The following is a 24,348-nucleotide window of genomic DNA, read 5'->3' as shown; positions in this document are numbered from 1 at the left end:
CGCCCCCTACTTAGACTCAGCAGCTGAGCCCATATGAGCGAGCACACCTAAAATGTCTTGATAGAAATTCTCTCGAGTGCCTTGACGATTTAATTCTTTATAAAGAAGACCATCTTGAATGAATAAAATACGCTCACAGTAACTTGCACTAAACGCATCATGTGTAACCATCAAAATACTTACATTGTGATTTTCATGTAAATCTTGCATTGCTTCTAATAAACTTTTTGCATTTTTACTATCAAGTGCTCCTGTTGGTTCATCTGCTAATACGATTGCCGGATTATGTACTAAAGCTCGTGCTGCCGCTGTTCTTTGTTTTTGCCCACCAGAAACAGCAGTCGGATATTTTGTTAAAATTTCAGTAATTCCTAATTTCTTCGCAACCTCATTTACTTTTCCTGTAATCTCACTTGACGGTACACCTTGCAAAGAAAGAGGCAAAGCAATATTTTCATAAATTGATAAGTTTTCTAGTAAGTTAAAATCTTGAAAAATGAATCCTAATTTTTGAGAACGAAAATCTGATAATGCATTCCCCTTCATAGAAGTAATATTTGTACCAGCTATCGTCACACTACCACCTGTCGCTTGATCCAGTGTACTAATCACATTAAGTAAAGTCGTTTTTCCAGATCCAGAAGGACCCATGATCCCGACGAATTCCCCTTCCTTAATATGTAATGATACGCCTCTTAATGCTTTTGACTGATTCTCATTTCTTTTCCCATACGTTTTTTCTACACTTTCTACAGTAACTACATTTGTTGACATTTCTTTCACTCCATCCCTTTTGTATAGTATTATTTTTTTCATATAATCCTTATTTTTCACTCATGTAAAATCTTACTATTTTTTAGCTTTTCAAACAGAAAGAGATGCACAAGTAACATGAACCTTTTTCCTCCTTCATATTCTCACTTTTCTAAAACTCGTTCATTCGATTTCTCTTACATTTACCTTACATTTTTGTAAGGTAAACAAGAAAACACACCAAATTCTAATGGTGTGTTTTCTTTTTAATCAATATTTTCTATTCTTTATTTCCTCTTCCATACTTGCCGCAAATACATCTAGCGCAACAACTTCTGACTTTTCTTCCCCATATTTACGTACATTTACAGATCCGTTTTCCATTTCCTTATCCCCAATAACAAGAACATAAGGAATTTTTTGCATTTGTGCTTCTCTTATTTTATATCCTAACTTTTCGTCTCGCACATCTCGTTCAATACGAACTCCAGCTTGTGCTAATTTATCTGCAACCTCATTTGCATATTGTACATGAACTGCATTTGAAACTGGAATTACTTTCACTTGAACTGGTGCTACCCATGCCGGGAACGCGCCTCCAAAGTGTTCAATTAATATTGCTAAAAAGCGGTCTAACGAACCTAAAACTGCTCGGTGAATAACAACTGGTCTTTTCTTTTCATTCTTCACATCTATATAATTTAAATCGAATTTCTCTGGCATTTGGAAATCAAGCTGAATTGTTCCGCACTGGTGACTTCTATTTAAGGCATCTTTAATATGGAAATCAATCTTCGGTCCATAAAATGCGCCGTCACCTTCATTTAGTCTATATTTATAATTCAATGACTGTAATACATTTTCTAATGCGGCTTCTGCTTGCTCCCACAATTTATCGTCACCCATTGAATCTTCTGGACGAGTAGACAGCTCCACTTCATATTCGAATCCAAAAGTTTTATATACGTAATCAATTTGCCCCATTACGGATTTAATTTCATCCTCAATTTGTTCTGGTGTTACAAATAAATGAGCATCATCTTGGCAGAAAGTACGTACTCTTAATAATCCGTTTAACGCTCCGCTAAATTCATGGCGATGCACTTGACCGAACTCACACATGCGAATTGGTAATTCACGATAAGAATGCAATTTATTTTTGAACATAAGCATGTGTCCTGGACAGTTCATTGGCTTTAATGCAAAACTTTTGTTGTCTACTTCTGAGAAATACATATTATCTTTATAATGGCCCCAGTGCCCTGATCTCTCCCATACTTCTTGGTTCATCATAAACGGAGTGCGTACTTCTTGATAATTGTATTCTTTTTGAATTTCTCTTAAAAATGCTTCTAATTCATTCCGAATAATTTGGCCTTTCGGTAAATAAAATGGCATTCCCGGAGCCTCTTCAGAAAACATAAATAACTCAAGTTCATTACCTAACTTACGGTGGTTTCTTTTTGCTGCTTCTTCAACAAAATGTAAATACTCTTCTAACTCTTTTTGAGAAGAGAATGCAACACCATATATACGCTGAAGCACTTGGTTATTACTATCACCTCGCCAATATGCACCGGAAACGTGAGTTAATTGAAATGCTTTCAAATAACCTGTAGATGGTACATGTGGCCCCCTACATAAATCTACAAATTCACCTTGTTTATATAGTGTTACACTTTCCCCACTAGGAATTGCTTCTAAAAGTTCTAATTTCAAGCGATCGTTCATTTCTTGAAACAGTTTTGCTGCTTCTTCTCGAGAAACCTCAACTCGTTCTATACTTATATTTTCTTTTATAATATTTCTCATTTCTTTCTCGATTTTTGGTAAATCTTCTACGTTTACACTACTTGGAAGATCCATATCATAATAAAATCCATTTTCAATAACAGGCCCTACCCCAAGATTTATATCACCATATAATCTTTTTACAGCTTGCGCTAAAATATGTGCCGCAGAGTGTCTTGCAATTTCTACTCCATCATTTGAATCTATAGTAATGATTTCTACTTCCGCATTTTCTTCAATATTTCGGCGTAAATCATATAACTGATCATTTACTTTCCCCGCGACTGCTTTCCTTTTCAAGCTACTACTAATTGATCCAGCAATTTCTTCTAAAGTAATTCCTTTTACAAATTCTTTAACACTACCATCTGGAAATTTAATTTCAATCATCTGTTCTTTCATTTTTCATCTCTCCATTTCATAATAAAAAGCACACTCATCCCTAAAATAGGGACGAGCGTGCTTTTACCCGTGGTTCCACCCAGATTCCCATTGTAAACCTACAATGGCTTCTTTTACGGTAACGTCGTTTACACGGCACTAGATACTTCATTTCCCCAGTGCAGCTCTAAGGTGGTAAGTTATTTTTCTGCGTTAGGAAGTTCTCAGCTTTCCTTCCTTCTCTGTATAACCGGGTAAAATAACTCGTGTCCTTTTCTTCGCTTATTATGAAATTGAATGCAAAAAAGCATATTCATCCCTAAAATAGGGACGAATATGCTTATATCCGTGGTTCCACCCAGATTCCCATCACAAAAAACATAATGGCTTCTTTTGCGATAACGTCGCATACACGGCACTAGATACTTCATTTCCCCAGTGCAGCTCTAAGGTGGTAAGTTATTTTTCTGCGTTAGGAAGTTCTCAGCTTTCCTTCCTTCTCTGTATAACCGGGTAAAATAACTCGTGTCCTTTTCTTTGCTTTTATAAAACATCCATTTATTGTTATTTAATATATCTTATTCATTTTATTTTTGCAAGTGTTTAAAAAAATTATTTATTTAATTTAAAAAAGTGAAACCAAATTTTTTTGGTTTCACTTCACAATTTTACCAATCTTGTGGTTCGTAATTTAAATCTGAAAATAGACGTCTTTTCTCTTTCTTCGATAAATCTCTCCACTGCCCAACTGGTAAATTATTCAATTCTATATTCATAATTCTCGTACGTTTTAACGTATATACTTGATAACCTAAAGCTTCACACATACGGCGAATTTGACGATTCAGCCCTTGTGTTAAAATAATTTGGAACTCATATTTTGATAACTGTGTAACCTCACAAGGAAGTGTTTTTGTACCTAAAATTTTAACTCCCGCTGCCATTTTCTCTAAGAAATCAGGTGTAATTGGCTTATCCACTGAAACGATATATTCTTTCTCATGCTTGTTTTCAGCACGTAAAATCTCATTAACGATATCGCCATCATTCGTTAACAAAATTAAACCGTCTGAGTCTTTATCGAGACGTCCAATATGACTAATACGTAAAGGGTGATTCACTAAATCAATAATATTACCTTTTACTGCTTTTTCACTTGTACATGTAATACCTACTGGTTTATTTAAAGCGATATACACATGGTCTCGAGCAATACGAAGTTGCTCTCCATTCACTCGTACATCATCACCTGGATTTACTTGGTCACCAATTTTTGCAACCTTACCGTTAATAATTACTCTTCTCTCATTAATTAATTTATCTGCTCCGCGTCGAGACGCTTTTCCAGCTTCACTAATAAATTTATTGATACGCAAGTTAGGCACATCCTTTTCATAAAAAATTTCAAGCTCACACTGCTTCTACCGTACAATACAAAAGGGTAAGCCTCCTATTTTAACTTAAATATATTAACATGAAAGGGTATATGACGTCTTCTATTAATTTCTTGTTTACAAGAAATTATCTTTATTATACATTCATTTATACACTTTTTCTGCACTTAATATACAAGCCATTCTTCCTTACATACAGCTTGTTTACTTCTTATCTCTTCTATATCTTCATGAATGTTAGCCAGTTTATACAACATGGGAAAACCCTCTTCCACATAATATTGATGCGCCATTTCATCTTCCCAATAAGTTAATACTATGTAACGAGTTTCATTTTTTAAAGACTTCGCAACTACTCCACCTAACATCCCTTTTGCATTCTCCATTCCTTTATTCCAAATTGTTTCTTGCTTATGTAAAAAATGATTTTCTTTTTCTCCCTTTACATCACATATGGCAACTCTTACGAATGATCCTTCTGTAACAACGTTTTGCAAAGGCTTATCATTTATATCATACAACGTTTGAAATAGTTCAATTTCACATGAAAGAAACGTATCTTTTTGATTACTATTTAAATAAATTGTATCGTGAGCACCGTTCATAAATGATTGATATGCACTTCTATCTTCCCATAAAGTATATACACATGCCTCATCTTCATTCCATCCACCAAATTGCCCATGAAAACCATCTAAATGTTGTAAATCACGCCATTTTTCTTGAGCAGCCGAAAACATCTCCCTTTTCTCTTCTCCCACTTTGCAAAATATTGTTTTTAGTAACATTTCTACTTCCCCCTTATTATACAATCTCTCTCTTACAACAATTAATTTACATAATAAAACTATGGTAACTAAAAACTTCTACTTTTGTACAAATAATCATTTTTTTGCACTATATCTATCAAACCATCTATCTGTTTTCATTTCAAATAATTCGGAATATAAAAAATGTAGCTCTATAGGAATTACATCGAAATCTTTTCTCCCTTGTATATCTATTGCTCAAATAAATAATACATAATTTCTCTCGGATAATGTTTTACATTTACCTTTCGTTCCACTTTTTTAAAACTAACTAGGCTGGCTCCCATCCACTTGCCTTTATAATAAGCATTACACTTATATATGTATAAACCTCTTCATTATCATCATTAATATGGATTGCTGACATTGGTACTGGAAATTTTTCAATTTTAGATTCTTTGTCTACATAAATGAGTGCAAATAAAGTGAAACTTTACTCATTTTGGGATTCTTCATCCCCCACCTAACTTCTTTGCTTTCGCTGCATTTTGAAGTGGGGGTCTTACTGCCCGTTAATGCGAGATACACCAATTAATAACATAGCCGTTACAATATTTAAAACTAGTTTTCTTTTATTCACTTTCACTAAGATTCCCCTTTCTTACATATTCCTTTCATCTTTTTACTAATTTTAATTAGTTACGTATAAAAAAGATGTAATTCAAATCACTTCTAACTTTATTTTCTCTATTTAAAACAACATTATTGTTATATATTATAATTATAAGTTTTTAAATTTTGGAGGCGTTACATATTGAAGAAAATTCTTTTTACTAAATGGACAGTAGTTATTTCTATTTTCATCATTTTCGGTACGATTTTCTACGTAACTAATGGTAAAAATAAAACTGATAATGAAAAAGAAACTGTAGAAACAGTGGATACAAAAACTTTCAAAACTAAATTACAACCTAAAATTAAGGAATTGACTACTAATTATAATGACATTATCGAAAAAGATTGGTTGCCTGCCTGGGAAGAGATGAACACGAACGGAGATTCAGTGGATAGAAATAAACTATTAGTTACAATGAGTGCTGTTTCCAAACAGTATGAAACACTTATGAACGAAATAGACACGATAAAAATCGAAGAAAACATAACGGATATACATATACAAAAACAACTAATCCAATTCACAACTCAGTTTAAATCCGCATCAAATTACATGAAAAATGCAGCAGATTTAATTATTGATAAATACAATAATTCTACTCCTGCCAATGAAATAATTGAAAATACAAAACAGGCTTTAGGGCTTGCCGATCAACATATTGTCATCGCTTTATCTACTTTAAATGAAATTAAAGATAAATTAGGAATTTCTAAAAAATAAAACTGTTTACTATTTTAAAATAAAAAAAGATTGCAATTCACAGTTTATCTGTCTATAATATTTTTATTGATTTACATTCAATGTGTATATTAATTTTATAATTCGGATGAACCATTCAGGAGAAGGTCAATTGATCTACCGACGGGGCAAAAAGTTGTAATACCAACTTTGAAACTCTCAGGTCTTGGTTACAAGTAGAACTGCATGGGGACGAATCTCTGGAGAGACTCCCTCTCGCTTTTAATAGCGCGGAGGAAAAAGAGCGCCGAAGGAGCAAATCCGCTATTTTAGCGGATAATCTCTCAGGTAAAAAGGACAGAGACAAGCGAAGGAAAATGCCGATTTGTATCGGTTTATTTTTCTATTCCTTGTTTCTCCAGAGACCATTTCATTTACTTGAAGTGGTTTTTATTTTTTCTAAAAAAGGAGAATAAAGATGGAGACAGTAAGTAAAGTATTAGAACAAATGAATCATTACGTGTGGGGATTGCCAACTTTGTTGCTACTCGTTGGTACTGGTATCATTCTCACAGTGCGTTTGAAAGGTTTACAGTTTAGTAAACTATTATACGCTCACAAAATAGCATTTAAAAAGTCAGAAGATACGTCATCTTCTGGAGATATTAGCCACTTCCAAGCACTCATGACAGCTATGGCCGCAACGATTGGTATGGGAAATATCGCCGGTGTTGCAACAGCTGTTACAATTGGTGGTCCTGGTGCAATTTTTTGGATGTGGATTACCGCTTTATTCGGAATGGCAACAAAGTATGCCGAAGCAATTCTAGCAGTGAAATACCGTGTTAGTAATGAAAATGGTGAATATTCAGGTGGACCAATGTATTATTTAGAGCGTGGCTTAGGTAAGAAATGGCTTGCTGTTTTATTCGCTATATTCGGTACAACTGCTTCTTTCGGGATCGGTAATATGGTGCAATCTAACTCAGTTGCAGAGGCAATGCGAATTAATTTCTCTTTCCCCCCTGCTTTAACTGGTATATTAATGTCATTTTTAATCGCTATTGTTATTTTAGGCGGTGTAAAAAAAATCGGGAAAGTAACGGGATTTATCGTTCCTATTAAAGCTTTCTTTTATATAATTGCTGGTCTTATTATTATTTTCTATCACTTTGATCAAATTCCAGAAGCATTTTCACTTATTTTTTCTGGTGCATTTCAAGGTACAGCAGCCGCAGGTGGTTTTATTGGAGCAACAGTCGCATCAGCTATTCAAATCGGAATGGCGCGCGGTGTATTTGCGAACGAAGCTGGTTTAGGTAGTGCTCCTATTGCGGCCGCTGCAGCAAAAACAGATTCACCTGCAAAACAAGCTTTAGTTTCTATGACTGGTACTTTTCTTGATACATTTATCGTCTGTACAATTACAGGACTTGTATTAATTACAACTGGAGCATGGAAATCCGGTAAAACCGGTGTTGAAGCTACAACACTTGCATTCCAATCTGTATTCGGCACCGCTGGTAGTATGATCCTTGGTATTGCCATAATTTTATTCGCCTACTCTACTATTTTAGGCTGGTCATATTACGGTGAGAAATGTGTCGCTTATTTATTTGGAGAAGGTGCTGTTCGATATTATAAAGCAATCTTTATCGTGATGATTGCGATTGGTGCCAATTTAAAACTTGGTATCGTATGGACATTTGCTGATATTGCAAATGGACTTATGGCAATTCCAAACTTAATCGGATTAATCGGATTAAGTGGTATCGTTGTCGCTGAAACAAATCGCTTTTTACAAGCAGAAAAATTGAAAGAAAATCATAAAAAACAGGCAAGTTAATCTATGTTTAAAATAACTGCAGTTCAAATTTCACTATAAATATTAATTTTATATAGAATACAGCCCTACATTTTGAAAAAGAAATTGGTCAAAATGTAGGGCTTTTTATTTTATATTATTAAAAAAATTCCATTAAAGTAAATAAAAGAATATGTTTAGCATATTCTTTTATTTTTTAAGTAAACTTCATTTAAATTGATCAGTGTTGGTTACTCTAAAAATCATTAGCATCACACATAAATTATAGTGAAGTAATGCTAAAATAGAACAAAACTCAACATAAATATCTCTGTAAGAATCCCCTCTTTTTTTAAGCAGTATTATCAAAAAACTTTAAAGTCCAGTTGATTATATACAAATCAATACAAATCACAACTTAATAACCAGAAAATTACAAAAGGAAAACTCTTGAAGATTATGTAATATAAAGGTAATCTATAGATAGACGATTCTAAGATGTTATTCGGAGAAAACTTCTTAGTTAAGTATGTTAACTTGTTTGCACTAAATCTTACAAATAAAGGGGTATTAAGAATCATGAAAGCAAAGAAATTAGTAAGTTTAGCATTACCAGTTATGTTATTAAGTGGTTGTATTACAATTGAAACTGATAGTAAGAAAGCGGAACCAAAGAAAGAAGAAACGCAAAAGATGGAGAAAGAGAGTAAGTCAACCGATAGTAAAAAAGATGATAGCTTATCTGCAGCGAATGGTAAAGATGCAAACAGTAACTCATCAAGTAGTAAACCAAGTTCTTCTTCTAACAATTCAAAATCATCTACTTCCTCTAGTTCATCCACTGCAAAGTTAAGTGGTTCAGAAGTTGAGAAATACAAGTCAGAAATAGTAGAAAATGCTACTAAAGTTGATGATGTTTTGAAATTAATGGAAAAGGTAGCAAGTTCAGATGTTAAGTCATATAGTCAAAAGAAAAGTGAAGTACAATTAAGTATAGGTGGAGCAAAAGCATATGTAACAAAGTTAAGAAACCTCCAAGCACCGCCTGAGTTAAAAGTAGAACAAGAAAATATAAAACAATCAATGGAACTTTATAATGAAGTATTTGCACTTCTTTTTGATGCAATAGAAGAACAAAACGAAAGTAAGATGAATCAGTCATTAACGAAAGCTAAAGATGGTTCAAAGCTTTTTGAGGAAGCAACAGATAGTATTTCTAGAAAAACACAGTAAGGCTGAAATCAAGGTAAATAGATACGGCTAATTTATTAACTAAGGATAAGGGGCATTTAATCATGAAAGCAAAGAAACTAATAGGATTAACCATACCAGTTATGTTGTTAATGAACGGTTGCATAAAAATAGAAGAGTCTAAACCTGCTAAAACAGAAGAGTCTAAAACCGCTAAGACAGAAGAGTCTAAAACCGCTAAGACAGAAGAGTCTAAAACCGCTAAGACAGAAGAGTCTAAAACCGCTAAGACGGATTCTGAAGTTAAGACTTCTAAAGAAGCTGACTCTAGTACTTCAAAGCAGTCAACTTCTGATGTGAAGAAAGTAAGAGTATTAGCAGACGACTATCCTATGTATTTAATTGATTTAGGAAATGAGTTTGATAGATTATTCAAAGAGTACAATAATATAGTTGGGGAAGCTAGCAAAGGCAATAAGACACGAAAAGACGTATTAGTTAGTGTCGAAAACATCTTTAAAGCAATTGATAAGTTTGAAGAAATCGACCCACCGAACAAGTATATAGATGCTCAAAAGGATATTGAGAAAGCAACCGCTAAGTACAGAAAAGCCTTTGAGGGAGTAGAACGTATTTTCTCACAAAACACAGAGAAAAATACTGGTGGTAAAACTGACAAAGAAGTAATTGAAAACGCTGAAAAGTTAGTTAAAGAAGGCGACAAATACTGGATTGAAGTATATAACAACATGAAAAACGAAGTAACGAAGTAACGAAGGCGAACGGCGGCGGAATATCTGCTAGTGAGAAAACAGGAATAGACACTAATTCAGGTGTTAACGAAGCAAACGTTAAGAGTAAAGTAACAGACGGAACTGAGTTAATTGCTGACTGGGGACTTGAAACTTCTAGTGGTTTCCTAGTAACATTTATCATAAAAGGTGGAAATACTTTTGAGTTATATACAGCAGGAACTTACCCAAACAAGGACAATATAACGGAAGGAACATGGTCTTACGATAAAAACTCTATGACTTTTGAATTACATATAACGAAGCGAATGGACAACGGTAAAGAAGTCACTGTTTCTAAGAAAGACATACCTTATATGGTACAGAATTTCGATGGTAAGACCTTACAATTATTAAATACAGAAACAAATAACACAACAAGATATGTGAAACAAAGTTTCTAATAGACAAGAAATAGAGTCACTCCCTCTTAACCACTTAGATTTCTTTTATCAAGATGGATAAAACGTAACAACTATTTATAAATGGTATAACTTCATTTGGAAATCACAATTAATCTATGAAAAAAGGAATGATTCATGCATAATGAGCATTCCTTTTTTCGTTCTCTTACTCAACCAATATCATTTAAAATAAATTTATATCAATCTTCCCCCCTTTTTATTCCAATAAAAGTTTTTCACATAAATGTCATAAATCGTATGGTCTAACTATATAGTTGAAAAGGAATGCGACATTAAAGTGTCGCTGAAAAACTCATCCAAGAAAAAGGAGGAAAAATCTTTTGAAAAACAAAATCATTGTTTTCCTATCCGTTTTATCATTTATTATTGGTGGTTTCTTCTTTAACACGAATACTTCAAGTGCTGAAACATCATCTACTGATTACGTCCCTAACCAATTAATCGTTAAGTTCAAACAAAACGCCACTTTAAGTAATGTGCAATCTTTTCACAAATCTGTCGGTGCTAACGTTTTATCTAAAGATGATACATTAGGTTTTGAAGTCGTTCAATTTTCAAAAGGTACTGTAAAAGAAAAAATAAAGAGTTATAAAAACAATCCAGATGTGGAATATGCAGAGCCGAATTATTACGTTCACGCCTTTTGGAATCCAAACGATCCATATTTTAAAAATCAATATGGATTACAAAAGATCCAAGCTCCACAAGCTTGGGATAGCCAACGAAGTGATCCTGGTGTAAAAGTAGCTATCATTGATACTGGAGTTCAAGGCTCACACCCTGATTTAGCTTCTAAAGTAATTTACGGACATGATTATGTTGATAACGACAATACATCTGATGATGGTAATGGTCATGGTACACATTGCGCTGGAATTACTGGAGCACTTACGAATAATAGCGTCGGAATTGCTGGTGTTGCCCCGCAGACTTCCATTTACGCTGTTCGCGTATTAGATAATCAAGGAAGCGGGACTCTTGATGCTGTAGCGCAAGGTATTCGAGAAGCTGCTGATTCGGGTGCAAAAGTAATTAGTTTAAGTTTAGGAGCTCCAAATGGTGGTACTGCATTACAACAAGCAGTTCAATATGCATGGAATAAAGGCTCTGTTATAGTTGCAGCTGCTGGAAATGCTGGAAATACAAAAGCTAATTACCCTGCTTATTACAGCGAAGTAATTGCAGTTGCTTCTACAGATCAATCAGATAGAAAATCTTCATTTTCTACTTATGGTAGCTGGGTAGATGTTGCAGCACCAGGTTCAAATATATATTCAACATATAAAGGGAGCACGTATCAATCATTAAGTGGTACATCTATGGCAACACCTCATGTTGCAGGAGTCGCTGCTCTTTTAGCAAATCAAGGATATAGCAATACACAAATCCGCCAAATTATTGAGTCAACTTCTGATAAAATTAGTGGTACAGGTACGTACTGGAAAAACGGTAGAGTCAATGCATATAAGGCTGTACAATACGCTAAGCAATTACAAGAAAATAAAGCTTCGTAAGAAATACAGTGAAACTTTAATTATTGGAGGCTTTGTACATCCCAAATGATTATTTTCCCACACTAATCGGTACTTTATAGGCAGTTCATGCAGGATAAAATAGAAGGAGAGACTTTTACAATTAAAGTCTCTCCTTCTTACAAACTATATTACTCCCCCTTTTTCTGAATCATATGTAAATACAGTACAAAATCCATCATTGTCGATGAATGACCAAGTTGACGGATCATTGCTGTTATATTTCCTCTATGATATGTACCATGATTTACGACGTGTTGCACTAATTCTAAAATTGAAGTATGTAGTGTCCCTGCATATGGATTCTTAATAACAAATTCAGCATGTACATCTTGTTGTGTACTTAGAAATTCTTTATACTGATTAGCTATATTTAAAAACATTTCTTCTAATTCATTTAGCGATTTTGTATCGATTTGTTTTTTTAACTTTTCACGATCTTGTATTGCTTCACTCATACTTCTGCCATGTAATATGTGTAACCACACTTGATCTGTAATATAAATATGCGCAAAAGTATCCTTAATGGATGGGAATACACTCTGTATCTGCTCATTAAAAATTGTCTCATAATCTGGTAACTCTTTTAATCGATTGAATAATCTAGTATTAGCCCAAGCATGGTAATCACACTGTTTTAATATATAATCTTTCAATTTATATTACCTCCTTATTGTATAAAACGAATGTTTTGCTCCTTCATTTCCGATTCTCTATCAGCTTTTACAATCCCTTTTTCTTCAATTTCATGTTTATTTATCGTTTTATATTTTACATATGTATAAAATTCTGTTTGAAATGGAAATGGTGTAATCCGAATTGTTTCCTCGTCCACCCATTCAGCTTGAATAAGTTTCTCCTCTTTACTATTAAACATTTCTGTTCCTTCAAAACCATCTTTAAATAAATCAACTTCATCTTTCTTTTTGACACCAGGCTTATTCATACATACGTATAAAGAAAGTTCATCACAAAACTTTAATAATCTATAATGTTTATCGAACATCGCAAACTGTTCCTTTGTTAACGTTTTCAAAATTCTTTTTTGTCGTTCTAATTCATGTTTATAAAAAGAAAGCATCTCTTCATCTTCCTCATTTAATGGGAATGATAAAAAGTGTTTACTACACAGTAATGCCCCGTATGGATTAGAATCTTCAATTTCATTCAAACCAATCGTATAAAAAACAAAACGTAATGGGCTTGGACAATCCATAAATGTATACGGAATATTTTTAGCATCATTCAAAATTGGTACTTTATCAAGTTCTATCCATCCTCTATCATGTTCATATATTGCATCAATTGTCTCTTTTAAGTATGTTGTATCTTCAAAAAAACATTCTTTTATATGCCTAGCAATCTCTCCAGCCAAAAAACCATGATCATGTTGACGAATTAATATACTCTCTTTCTCACTCTTTTCACGAAAAATCATACGTATATTCCCCCTCATCCTCATACTATTGCTTTTTGTATGCATCAATTCTTAATTAATCCCCAATTATTAGCAGGGATTCAGTCTCTTGCAACGAAATTAACATAACTATATAGTATTCTTTCCAACCATAAAACTAGCTTTATCTTTACTATCCATTATACTAAAACATTCATTCTAAAAAAATTTTTATGAGGTGAAAACATGAATAAAACAGAATTAATTAAAAATGTGGCACAAACAGCTGATATTTCTCAAAAGGATGCTTCTGCAGCTGTACAATCCGTATTTGACACAATTGCTAACGCATTACAATCTGGCGATAAAGTTCAATTAATCGGTTTTGGAACGTTTGAAGTGCGTGAAAGATCTGCTCGTACAGGGCGTAACCCACAAACTGGGGAAGAAATTCAAATTGCGGCTGGTAAAGTTCCAGCATTTAAAGCAGGTAAAGAATTAAAAGAAGCTGTTAAATAAACAAGAAACCAGCCATTTTATAGGCTGGTTTCTTGTTTATTTCTTATTTAAGCAAGTCCTTTATATTTTCTGCATGATACACTTCACAAATATAAAATACACATTTGCAGTTACTTACAATTTGATATTTTCTAGTTGGATACACATTCGCCGCAACTGAACATCCATCAAACAATTCGATAATATTTCCAGATGGCTGATATCCTTCATATAATACGTTTCTTCTTACTTCCATTTTTTCTATCAGGTTTTCAACAGGAATAGTTCCACTTTCTAATTCACTTTTTATTGTATCCGGTAAAAAAGAAGTATCCGCAAAAATTAGATTTTCAGATAACACCTTACCTTTATAACTAACATTAGATACACGATAAAGAAATGTTCCGTTTTTATCAAAGAAATTTTTTGCTTCTTTCGGAATGTACTGCCTATCTATTACCTCTTGTTCTAGAACATCAAATTGAACTGTATCATTCAAAAGCTTTTCTAAAGCAAGAATAGATGATGTATCTCCAGAAAATAAAATATTTTTAATTGCTTGTACATTATAAGTGAATTCATTTGTTCTACTTTCCGCCACTAACATGTGGAACACCTCTTCTATAAAATATTTTATTAAACTTATTTATAATTTAATAGCGCTACCGCGTCTAACTGCGTAATTTCAGTTACTTCTTTACTAAATATTGCAATGGAAGCCATATAATCTAAACTAGGCCTTACATCTTCCATCCTTGTATTTTCTGCTAACTCTTGTCTATCCCTAAAAACCAACAATTTAGGAGGATCATTTGGAGCTGATACAGTAATTTCAACTGGTGGAATCAATAGTCCTTCACCTGTCGCTTTCAGCACAGCTTCTTTTCGAGTCCAATACGTTAAAAATCCTTCTAATCGCTGTTCATTAGGTAATTTCATAACTTGTGCTATTTCAATATCTGTTAATACGCCCTCTGCCATTTTCATCACATCTACATTTGGATTCATTTGTTCAACATCAACACCGACAGATGCAGATTTTGTAAATGCAACGACAACCCACTCACCCGAATGTGAAACTGATAATTGTGGCATACCTTCTGGTAATTGCGGCCTACCATGTTGTAACTTACATACTGGGCACAATCGATCAATCGGCACTTGAACTGGCGACATAGAAAGTATCTTTCCAAGAACTAACCTACTAATTACGCAACCTATTATAAAACGTGCACGATCTGCCGAATGATGATATGAATTTGCTTTCTCTTGCTCTACATCATTTAGTAAATTGTAATGCCATGATTGTAAATCTGAAATTCTTGCCCACCATATTTGACAATCATTCTCATTCAAAGTTGGTATAGAATCTACAACTTTACTTTCTATCATGTAAAATCTCCTTTTTACTACTAATATCAATTTCAATTAAAGTAGCATACATATATTGCTATTCATTGACGAGTTCTTTCTCTTTTTGTGATACGGATAACATTTTTTCTTTCTTCTTTGACATTACCTCTTTATCAGAAATACGTAAAGAAAATAGTAATGCTATAAGTAAAAATAGTGCTGATCCAATTAATGCCGCTTGATATGGTAAGAAATCTGATTGTGCGTTATTCCTTCCAAAACCAGACAGTATACTAGCTAAAACAGCAACTCCTATGGCAGATCCTAATCGATTTTGCACATTGAATATAGTAGTTGCTCTACCCATAGAAGGTGGTGTGATATTGTTAAAAGCAGAAAATTGAACTACACCGACAGACTGCCCTAAGAAAATACCTATGCCAAACAATAATGCCCGTATTTGCCATGGATTCGTATCATGATTTACAAAACTTAATAATACAAATATAACCGCGGTACTTATTAGTCCAATAGAGATTACCTTTCGAGCACCTAATTTCTTATACGTCCATGGTACAATTTGCGAAGAAATCATTAATCCAATCGCCTCTGGAAATGTCGTAAGACCTGATTCCAGCGCAGAAACTCCGATTACATTTTGATACATAAGCGGAAAAACAAATAGCATTCCAAGTAAACCAGCTGATGAAAACAAGGATATGAGACTCATTTTTCTAAAAACGGGTTCTTTTAATAAGCGTAAATCTAACATCGGTTGCTTTACTTTCAATTCTACTATTATAAACAGTGAAATGAATACAATCCCAGCTATCCCAGTACTTATTATTTCTAGAGAAATCCATCCTTTTGACGGCCCTTGACTGAGTGCATAGATGAGCATCGCAAAACCTGGTGCTGAAAGAACAAAACCGAGAGAATCAAAACGACCAGCTGATTTTTCAATATGCTCTGCTAAAAATAGAAGTCCAAATAGCAACGCAATAATACCAAACGGCAAATTAATATAAAATGCCCAGCGCCAAGACATTTGATCTACAAAGAAACCACCAATAATTGGTCCAATCGCTGGTGCAACAGCAATTGGCAGTACAATAAATCGAGAAATTTTTGGTCTTTCCTCTGGTGAAAATGTTCGGAATAACATCGCCATCCCGACCGGTGTTAAAAGTCCGCCACCTGCACCTTGAATGATACGAAAAATATTTAATGAAGTAATATCATTCGCAATTCCACATAATGCAGATGCAATTGTAAAAACGAAAAGAGCAGTTAAAAATACTCTTTTCGTACCAAAACGATCGCCTAACCAACCGGAAATTGGAAGAAAAACAGCTAAGCTAACTAAATACCCAACATTTACTGTCCCCATTGCAGATGGGGGTACTTGCAGTTCTTTGCTTATCGTTTGCAATGCTACATTCACAATTGTTGCATCCATCGCAGCCATAAACATCGCTGTTATATACACGATGCTTATAACTACTTTTGGATTTATTTTTACTTTCATTATTGTTTTCCTACTAATATTTTTTCGCTAATTTGATTTTTTTTTGGCTCTAAATCATTCCAGTTTACTTCAACGTATTCTAAGCAAACTTGTCTGCTAGCTTCTTCATGTACGACATTCCATCCAATTGGTACATCGAGAAAGGCAGGCCAGAGAGAATACTGGCCCTCCTCATTCATTAATACTTTATATGTGTAATTATCATTTTCAAATGGATTCGTCATACTCTATTTACCCCTTTCTTATTCTGTAAATATTTCGCTAGTACTTGCCCAATTTCTGTAAGCGGCCCTGGCTGACATAAATCTTTATGTCTACAATCAATATCATGTTGCACGATATCTCCATCTAAATAATTTAGCCATGTATTTGGAGAAATGGGATCAAACCAGTCTGGTATAACAGTAGACCTAAAGAATAAAATATCCCCGTTATAAACTTTCGGTACGTACTTCCCTAACAACCCTACCGAATTTACATATGTTTCTTTCAAGTTTAAAATAGTCTCTTCTTCAAGACTCGCTAATGCACTTCCATCTTTGCGAAGTATTGCAATCGCACTTTCCATAGTCAGTGGTTTACCATCCATGTTGTCTGGGTCATATCCGCCTAAAGCAAGTAATGCGATTAACGCTTCCTCTTCAGTAGGCGCTTCCGTATTCGGTAAGAAGTGTCCAGGATAAGAATCAAGCATAACGAGTAATTCTACTTCTTCTCCTTCATTTTGTAGTTGCGCCGCCATTGCATGCACAACATTTCCTCCAAGCGACCAACCTAATAAACGATATGGTCCATGAGGCTGTACTTCACGAACATGTTTCAAGTAATCCGCCGCCATCTCCTCTAAACTTTTTGGAAGTTCTTCATTTTCAGCGATACCACGTGCTTGTACACCATAGATTGGATAATCTGTTCCTAAAGATTTCATAAGTCCTGCATAGCACCAACTTAATCCACCTGCTGGATGTACACAAAATAGTGGTAATTGATCCCCGCTTGCTCGTAATGGAAGCAACACATCAAGTGCACTTTGACCATTCCCAATCTCAAGCCTTTCAGCAAGCCCCGCAACAGTAGGTGCTGCAAATAAAGTTCCAATATTCAGTTCAACGCCAAGTGCCTCTTTCATACGACTCATAAGCTGCACTGCAAGAAGTGAATGACCACCAAGATCAAAGAATCCATCATCAATTCCAATTTGAGACACACTTAAAACTTCTGTAAACAAGTCACATAACATTTCTTCTTGCGGTGTTCTCGGTCCGCGGCTAGATGATGATGCAATAAACTCTGGAGCTGGCAATGCCTTTCTATCTAATTTACCGTTTGGAGTTAAAGGTAACTCATTTACTACTACAAAAGCGTATGGAACCATATAATCTGGTAAACTACCACTAGCATGCTGACGCATTTCATTCGTATCAATCGTTTCATTATTTGATGCGACGATATAAGCAACTAATCGTTTATCCCCTGGTTGATCCTCCCGGACAATAACTGCCACTTGTTCAACTTTATCGTGTTTCATTATGACCGCTTCTATTTCCCCTAATTCAATTCGGAATCCACGAATTTTAATTTGATGATCTGCACGTCCTATATAATCTAACGTCCCATCTTGACGCCAGCGCGCTAAGTCTCCTGTGCGATACATTCTTGTACCAGGTTTACCAAATGGATCTGCGATAAAACGTTCAGCCGTTAATCCTGCTCTTCCTAAATATCCACGAGCTAGTCCAGCACCTGCAACATACATTTCTCCAACTACTCCTGGTGGCACTGGTTGTAAATAGTTATCTAATACGTATACTTTAAGATCTGGTATACTGCACCCGATTAAACTATTTGCTCGTAAAGAAACGATACTCTCATCTAACTCAATATAACTAACATGTACCGTCGTCTCCGTTATACCGTACATATTAATAAGTTTCGGTGCGTTATGAGGATGACGACTATACCAATCTTCTAATCGACTTAGTTCAAGTGCTTCTCCACCAAAAACAACATATCGTAAAGATAATTTTTGACCAACCTCTTCATTTTCACGATCTGCTTGCATCAATTGATAGAACGCTGATGGAGTTTGGTTTAAAACAGTAACTTTTTCCTTAACAAGAAGCTGTAAAAATTCTTTCGGCGAGCGACTTACAGTATGTGGTACTACAACTAAACGCCCTCCATATAATAAAGGTCCCCAAATTTCCCAAACCGAGAAATCAAAAGCGTATGAATGGAACATCGTCCACACATCGTCTGCGTCAAATTGGAACCAATGATCGGTTGCTCCTAAAAGTCTTACTACATTTTGATGAGGTATCATAACCCCTTTCGGTCTACCTGTTGAGCCTGACGTATAAATAACGTAAGCAATATGTGAAGGAGATAACGGCTTCATGCGCTCCATTTCATCAATATTGTCTTCACTATATTTTTCAATTTCTTCTATTACGTTCACATCATCAACTAAAATCTTTAGTGCCTCATCACATTCAATTTCTACACTTGAATTTGTTAACACACATGATGGTTTTGCATCGTGTAGCATAAATGAAATACGATCTGACGGATAATCCGGATCTAACGGAAGGTATCCGGCACCTGCTTTAAGAACAGCAAGTAAGCTTACAACCATATTTAAAGATCTTGGCATCGCTAAAGCAACGAGTTGATCCGGACCAACCCCTTTTGCTATTAGGAATCGAGCTATTTTATTTGCTTTTCTATTTAACTTTTCATAAGTTAATTTCTTATCTTCAAAGACAACAGCTATAGAATTTGGATTTATATGAGCCTGCTTTTCAAACAATTGTGGCAATGTCATTTCTGGTGCAATTTGAAAACCACCATTCCACTTTTCTAATACTGTATTTTTCTCTGCTACAGTTAATATTTCTAATCTGCCAATTGATTGATTCGGATTTGTAGCTGCATCATCTAATAACAAAATGAATCGTTCTATTAGTTTTTGAACCGTTTCACGTTTATATAAATCGGTACTAAACTCTAGTAATCCATGTAAACCGTTCGGAGTACCATCAACCTCGTTACTCTCACTAATTTCAAATGTTAAATCAAATTTTGCAGAACCAACGCTTTGAATTTCAAGGCTCGCTTCTAAATCTGGTGCATTAAACGTTGCTTCTGGTGTATTTTGAAAAGCCAACATAACTTGAAACAACGGGTGGCTGTTTCGAGTACGTACTGGATTTAACACTTCAACAAGCCTTTCAAATGGAACATCTTGATTTTCATAAGCTGCAAGATTTACCTGCTTCACTCTATTTAATAATTCTTTAAAACTTGGATCTCCTGACGTATTTGTACGTAACACTAATGTATTTACAAATAAACCAACAATATCTGAAAGTACATCATCATTTCTTCCAGCAATCGGACTTCCAATTGGTATATCAGTGCCTGCACCTAATCTTGTAAATAGTGCACTAAGTCCTGCTTGCAATACCATAAACAAACTAACCCCATTTTTACGACCAAGCTCTACTAACCTACTATGCATACCTTCATCTATATGAAAATGAATTGTTTCCCCGCGATAACTCGTTTCCACCGGACGCTGGTAATCTGTAGGCAACTCCATTTGGTCTGGTAAACCTTTAAGTTCTTCTTTCCAAAAATCTAATTGTGTTGAAATAAGACTTTCTGGTGTCGTTTCATCACCTAGCAATTGCTGTTGCCAAAGTGCATAATCTGCGTATTGAACTGGTAGTGTCTCCAGCTGAACTCTGTCACCTTGACATCGTGCTTTATACGCCGCTGTAAAATCTCTCGTTAACGGTTGTAATGACCATCCATCACCTACAATATGATGTAAAAGAATTAGTAAAACATGTTCGCTGTCACTCACTTTAAAAAGTTGTAAACGAACTGCTGGCTCAACATCAAGATTAAAGCTATATCTTACCGCCTCTGAAAGTACACTTTCTAATTCATCTTTACATGTATTAGTTATAACCATTTCTAGATTTAAGTTTTCCATATCTAAAATTTTCTGATAGGAACTACCTAATACGTTAGGGAAAATTGTTCTAAGTGTTTCATGTTTCTCAACTACATCATAAAAAGCACCTTGTAATGCTTGCCGATTCAATATTCCATTCATACGAATGACTAGCGGAATATTATAAGTAGGACTTGGACCTTCTAAACAATTTAAGAACCATAACCTACGCTGTGCAAATGAAAGTGGAACTTCATTTGGCCTACTTGCTTTCTGAATAGCTGGTCTTGCACTTTTTGCATGGTTTAATTGTTTCGCCAGTTCGGCAACAGTTGGTGATTCAAATAGTTTCCCGATTCCTAATTCCACACTTAACGTTTCACGAATTCTTGCCATTAAACGAGATGCGAGAAGTGAATGTCCACCCATTTCAAAGAAATTATCATCAATGTTAATTCGAGAAACACCAAGTACTTCTGCAAATAAATCACATAATATTTCTTCTTTCGGATTTCTAGCAACTCTCTCATTGTTCATTCCATTAAAATCAGGAGCAGGTAATTTCTTTCTGTCAACCTTACCATTTGGCGTTAATGGTAATTCTTCTAGCACAACAAATGCCGATGGTATCATATAATTCGCTAAACTTTCTGAAACATAAGAACGAATTTCTGAAAGATTAATCGGTTCCTTTTCTTCTGCAACGATATACGCAATGATGCGTTTATCATTTGGACGATCTTCTCGTACCATCACTACCGCTTGTTGAATATTTTCATGTCGTTGTAATACCGTTTCAATTTCAGCTAATTCAATTCGGAAACCACGAATTTTTATTTGATGATCTGCGCGACTCATGTACTCTAGCACACCGTCGTTACGCCATTTCACAAGATCACCTGTGCGGTACATAAGATTCCCTGGTTCTCCATATGGATTTGCAACAAATCGTTCAGCCGTTAACGCAGGTTTTCCTAAATATCCGCTTGCGATTCCTTCTCCTGCAATATATAATTCACCGATAACTTCAGGTGGAACAGGTTGTAATCCTGCATCCAATACATACACTTCTGTATTGCAAATTGGCTTTCCAATAGGTGGTATACCCTTTTCACTTTCATCAATGTTCATGAAAGTAGACCAAATCGTCGTTTCAGTTGGTCCATATAAATTAGTTATTGAGCAACCTAATTCTTTTAATTTATTTGCTAAATACGCTGGAAGAGCTTCACCACCAACAAGTATGTTTAGCCCTTGTAGCTTTTCTGGATAATCAGTTACTAACGCCTGCCAAAGCGTCGGTGTAGCCTGCATAATGGTCACTCTTTCTTCTTGTAAAAGTGTCGTTAATGCTGATGGCTCTTGTATGTCTTCTTTTTGCGCAATTGTTAAACTTGCGCCACTAATAAGAGGTAAATAAATTTCTAGAGCAGAAATATCAAACGCAAAAGTTGTAACTGCTAATAAATGATCATTTTCATTTAATGAAAACTTTTGTTGCATAGCCATTAAAAAGTTACTTAAACCTCTCATAGGAACAATTACACCTTTTGGGTTTCCTGTTGAGCCTGAAGTATATATTGTATAGGCTGGGTTTAAAAGTGATACATCATTCTTACATGCTATATTCATACGAGAATATGTATGTAACGCTAGTTTCGTTTCTTCTTCATCTAATACAATTTTTTTCATATCATTTTCTATAACTAACTTAGATGAAACAGATGAATGTGTTATGATACAAACTAGTTTTGCATCATTTACTATATAATTAACTCTTTCTGCTGGGTATTCTGGATCTATTGGTAAATATGCTGCACCAGCCTTTAAGACCGCTAGCATACTAACCACCATTTCTATTGATCTAGGGAATACTAAAGCTACAAACTGATTTGGTCGTATTCCTTCTTCTACTAAATAGTGTGCTAGTTCATTCGCTCGTTCATTTAGCTCTTTATACGTAAGTTTTATTCCGTTACAAGTAACCGCTATTTTATTCGGATTTTTTTGTACTTGTTTTTCAAATAATAAAGGTAGATTGATTAGCTCTTCAGCTTCCTGTGTTTCATTCCATTCCAATAAAACTTTATGGTTTTCTTCAGGCAGAGTAATGTTTATTTTTCCAACAGACTCGTTTTTCTCATAATTATTTATTACTAATTCAAATAGATTCATAAATCTTTCTTTATGCAATGCTAGCTCCGCGCCATTATATACTTCGGGATTCGCATCAAAATGAATCATTAACTCCTTTTGATCAAAACGTTTATATACATTTATCGATAAATCATCGACAGGTCCTGCTGATAAGTTATGCGTAATACCACGCTTCCCAGCAAAATTAAGCCCGTAATAAAATGGCATAACATTCACTAACGGTCCAAACAACCTTTGATTTTCACCTAGTAACTTTAAGTCTCTCCTTAATTCCTCATGACGGTATTTATGATGGCGACGTACATCTCGGATTTCTTTAGAAACTTGTTGCAATAATTCCGCAAGAGTTATATTTGGAGTTACTGTAATACGAAGTGGAACTAAATTCATTACCATACTAGGTGTATGAATAGATACAGAACCTAGACGTCCCATCATTGGTAAACCTAAAACAATATCATTTTCACCTGTTAATTTATGCATATAAATACTTGTTACAGCGACAATGAATTCCGGCCAACTTGTTAACGAAATATTGATTTCTTCTAGTAAAGTTTTCGTGCTAGAACTAGATAAATAAGCTGTTTCTCGTGAAAATCCATTTGATGTTCTCGGTGCTCGTTCTGCCAAACTTACAACTTCTGGTTCATCCGCAAATTTTTCTAACCAAAAAGTACGATCTTCCTGAAATTGTTTAGACTCACGATACTCAATATCTTCTTGCACAACTTTTGCAAGAGAACCAAATGGCTTTTCATTCTTGTTTGTTTCTTCTATAAGTGATGTATACTCATTCGCTACCTTTTGGCTAAGAAGTGAAAATCCATAGCCATCCATCACAATGTGATGGATGCGCTGATACCAAAAGAAACGATTATTTTCAACTTGAATAAGTGCTTCAGTAAATAAAGTATCTTTTTTCAAATCGACTGGCATAGATAAATCATTTTTCATCCATACTTTAGCAGCTTCTTCAGGATTTTCTTCTTTACGAACGTCAATAAAATGCATATGAAACTGTGATTCTTCAATAACTTGCCATGGGCCAATTTCATCCTCTTCGAAGCGAACATGAAGTGCTTCTGCTTCCATTACAACTTTACGTACAGCTAATTCAAAAATGTCTTGATGAATATTCCCGTTTATTTCTACATATTCCCCAGTATTATATATCGGATTAAGCGGATCTAATTGTTGCGCAAACCACATACCAGACTGCGCAGATGATAACGAATGACGAATCTTTTGACTGTTAGGCATTCTTTACTACCCCTTTATTATGTAGTCTAT

At 34.7% G+C, this 24,348-nt stretch carries 16 protein-coding genes, 2 pseudogenes, 1 riboswitch and 2 other annotated features; of the genes and pseudogenes, 6 read left to right on the top strand and 12 right to left on the bottom strand.

Features of this window, described 5'->3' with window-relative positions; all coding sequences use genetic code 11:
• Positions 1-6: 6 nt before the first annotated feature.
• From MHB70_RS10485 to MHB70_RS10465, 5 genes and pseudogenes are all read right to left on the bottom strand, one after another.
• Positions 7-774: an ABC transporter ATP-binding protein gene (locus MHB70_RS10485; protein ID WP_000106414.1), complete on the bottom strand. Its 768-nt coding sequence runs from the start codon at positions 772-774 to the stop codon at positions 7-9.
• Between the two features lie 249 nt (positions 775-1,023).
• A complete protein-coding gene (gene thrS, locus MHB70_RS10480) occupies positions 1,024-2,946 on the bottom strand; it encodes a threonine--tRNA ligase (RefSeq protein WP_000663078.1) in 1,923 nt (640 codons plus the stop codon).
• A 44-nt stretch (positions 2,947-2,990) separates the two neighbouring features.
• Positions 2,991-3,213: a binding site (T-box leader), on the bottom strand.
• Between the two features lie 35 nt (positions 3,214-3,248).
• Positions 3,249-3,472, bottom strand: a binding site (T-box leader).
• A 121-nt stretch (positions 3,473-3,593) separates the two neighbouring features.
• Entirely contained in the window at positions 3,594-4,301 is a 708-nt protein-coding gene (rluF, locus tag MHB70_RS10475; RefSeq protein ID WP_001222161.1) for a 23S rRNA pseudouridine(2604) synthase RluF, read from the bottom strand.
• Between the two features lie 185 nt (positions 4,302-4,486).
• Positions 4,487-5,107: a DUF4937 domain-containing protein gene (locus tag MHB70_RS10470; protein ID WP_000925134.1), complete on the bottom strand. Its 621-nt coding sequence runs from the start codon at positions 5,105-5,107 to the stop codon at positions 4,487-4,489.
• A 212-nt stretch (positions 5,108-5,319) separates the two neighbouring features.
• Positions 5,320-5,540: pseudogene (locus MHB70_RS10465) on the bottom strand (hypothetical protein).
• Between the two features lie 342 nt (positions 5,541-5,882).
• Here MHB70_RS10465 and MHB70_RS10460 point away from each other — a divergent pair.
• From MHB70_RS10460 to MHB70_RS10440, 5 genes and pseudogenes are all read left to right on the top strand, one after another.
• Positions 5,883-6,464: a hypothetical protein gene (locus tag MHB70_RS10460; protein WP_000721822.1), complete on the top strand. Its 582-nt coding sequence runs from the start codon at positions 5,883-5,885 to the stop codon at positions 6,462-6,464.
• A gap of 208 nt (positions 6,465-6,672) precedes the next feature.
• Positions 6,673-6,793, top strand: a riboswitch (glycine riboswitch).
• 107 nt (positions 6,794-6,900) lie between these two features.
• Complete coding sequence (locus MHB70_RS10455) at positions 6,901-8,268, top strand: alanine/glycine:cation symporter family protein (RefSeq protein ID WP_000451042.1); 1,368 nt, start codon at positions 6,901-6,903, stop codon at positions 8,266-8,268.
• 537 nt (positions 8,269-8,805) lie between these two features.
• Entirely contained in the window at positions 8,806-9,459 is a 654-nt protein-coding gene (locus MHB70_RS10450; protein ID WP_061529958.1) for a DUF7018 domain-containing (lipo)protein, read from the top strand.
• Between the two features lie 62 nt (positions 9,460-9,521).
• Positions 9,522-10,612, top strand: a pseudogene (locus tag MHB70_RS10445) (DUF3994 domain-containing protein).
• 341 nt (positions 10,613-10,953) lie between these two features.
• Complete coding sequence (locus MHB70_RS10440) at positions 10,954-12,147, top strand: S8 family peptidase (RefSeq protein WP_000790952.1); 1,194 nt, start codon at positions 10,954-10,956, stop codon at positions 12,145-12,147.
• A gap of 149 nt (positions 12,148-12,296) precedes the next feature.
• Here the strand turns inward: MHB70_RS10440 and MHB70_RS10435 are convergent, their stop codons facing one another.
• Positions 12,297-12,821 carry a DinB family protein gene (locus tag MHB70_RS10435; protein ID WP_000656259.1) on the bottom strand — a complete coding sequence of 175 codons (525 nt, stop codon included), beginning with the start codon at positions 12,819-12,821 and terminating at the stop codon, positions 12,297-12,299.
• A gap of 14 nt (positions 12,822-12,835) precedes the next feature.
• Positions 12,836-13,603: a DUF3891 family protein gene (locus MHB70_RS10430; RefSeq protein WP_000577310.1), complete on the bottom strand. Its 768-nt coding sequence runs from the start codon at positions 13,601-13,603 to the stop codon at positions 12,836-12,838.
• 204 nt (positions 13,604-13,807) lie between these two features.
• Between MHB70_RS10430 and MHB70_RS10425 the strand changes: the two genes are divergently transcribed.
• On the top strand, positions 13,808-14,080 hold the full coding sequence (locus tag MHB70_RS10425; RefSeq protein ID WP_001043908.1) for an HU family DNA-binding protein: 273 nt from the start codon (positions 13,808-13,810) through the stop codon (positions 14,078-14,080).
• Positions 14,081-14,123: 43 nt separating this feature from the next.
• Here MHB70_RS10425 and MHB70_RS10420 read toward each other — a convergent pair whose 3' ends face one another.
• Genes MHB70_RS10420 through MHB70_RS10400 form a run of 5 tightly spaced genes read right to left on the bottom strand, consistent with a single transcriptional unit; the run spans position 14,124 to position 24,318 of the window.
• Positions 14,124-14,666, bottom strand: coding sequence for a hypothetical protein (locus tag MHB70_RS10420; RefSeq protein WP_000959149.1), 543 nt, complete (start codon positions 14,664-14,666; stop codon positions 14,124-14,126).
• Between the two features lie 35 nt (positions 14,667-14,701).
• Positions 14,702-15,451: a 4'-phosphopantetheinyl transferase Sfp gene (sfp, locus tag MHB70_RS10415; protein ID WP_000573008.1), complete on the bottom strand. Its 750-nt coding sequence runs from the start codon at positions 15,449-15,451 to the stop codon at positions 14,702-14,704.
• Between the two features lie 58 nt (positions 15,452-15,509).
• Positions 15,510-16,940 carry an MDR family MFS transporter gene (locus MHB70_RS10410; protein ID WP_061529956.1) on the bottom strand — a complete coding sequence of 477 codons (1,431 nt, stop codon included), beginning with the start codon at positions 16,938-16,940 and terminating at the stop codon, positions 15,510-15,512.
• Complete coding sequence (locus MHB70_RS10405) at positions 16,940-17,164, bottom strand: MbtH family protein (RefSeq protein WP_000184075.1); 225 nt, start codon at positions 17,162-17,164, stop codon at positions 16,940-16,942. The genes MHB70_RS10410 and MHB70_RS10405 overlap by 1 nt, the downstream gene beginning before the upstream one ends.
• Entirely contained in the window at positions 17,161-24,318 is a 7,158-nt protein-coding gene (locus MHB70_RS10400) for an amino acid adenylation domain-containing protein (protein ID WP_061529955.1), read from the bottom strand. The genes MHB70_RS10405 and MHB70_RS10400 overlap by 4 nt, the downstream gene beginning before the upstream one ends.
• Between the last annotated feature and the right edge of the window lie 30 nt (positions 24,319-24,348).

The sequence above is a fragment of the Bacillus sp. FSL M7-1020 genome (assembly GCF_038050415.1).
Classification (GTDB): domain Bacteria; phylum Bacillota; class Bacilli; order Bacillales; family Bacillaceae_G; genus Bacillus_A; species Bacillus_A toyonensis.
This window is presented reverse-complemented; position numbering and strand designations above follow the sequence as displayed.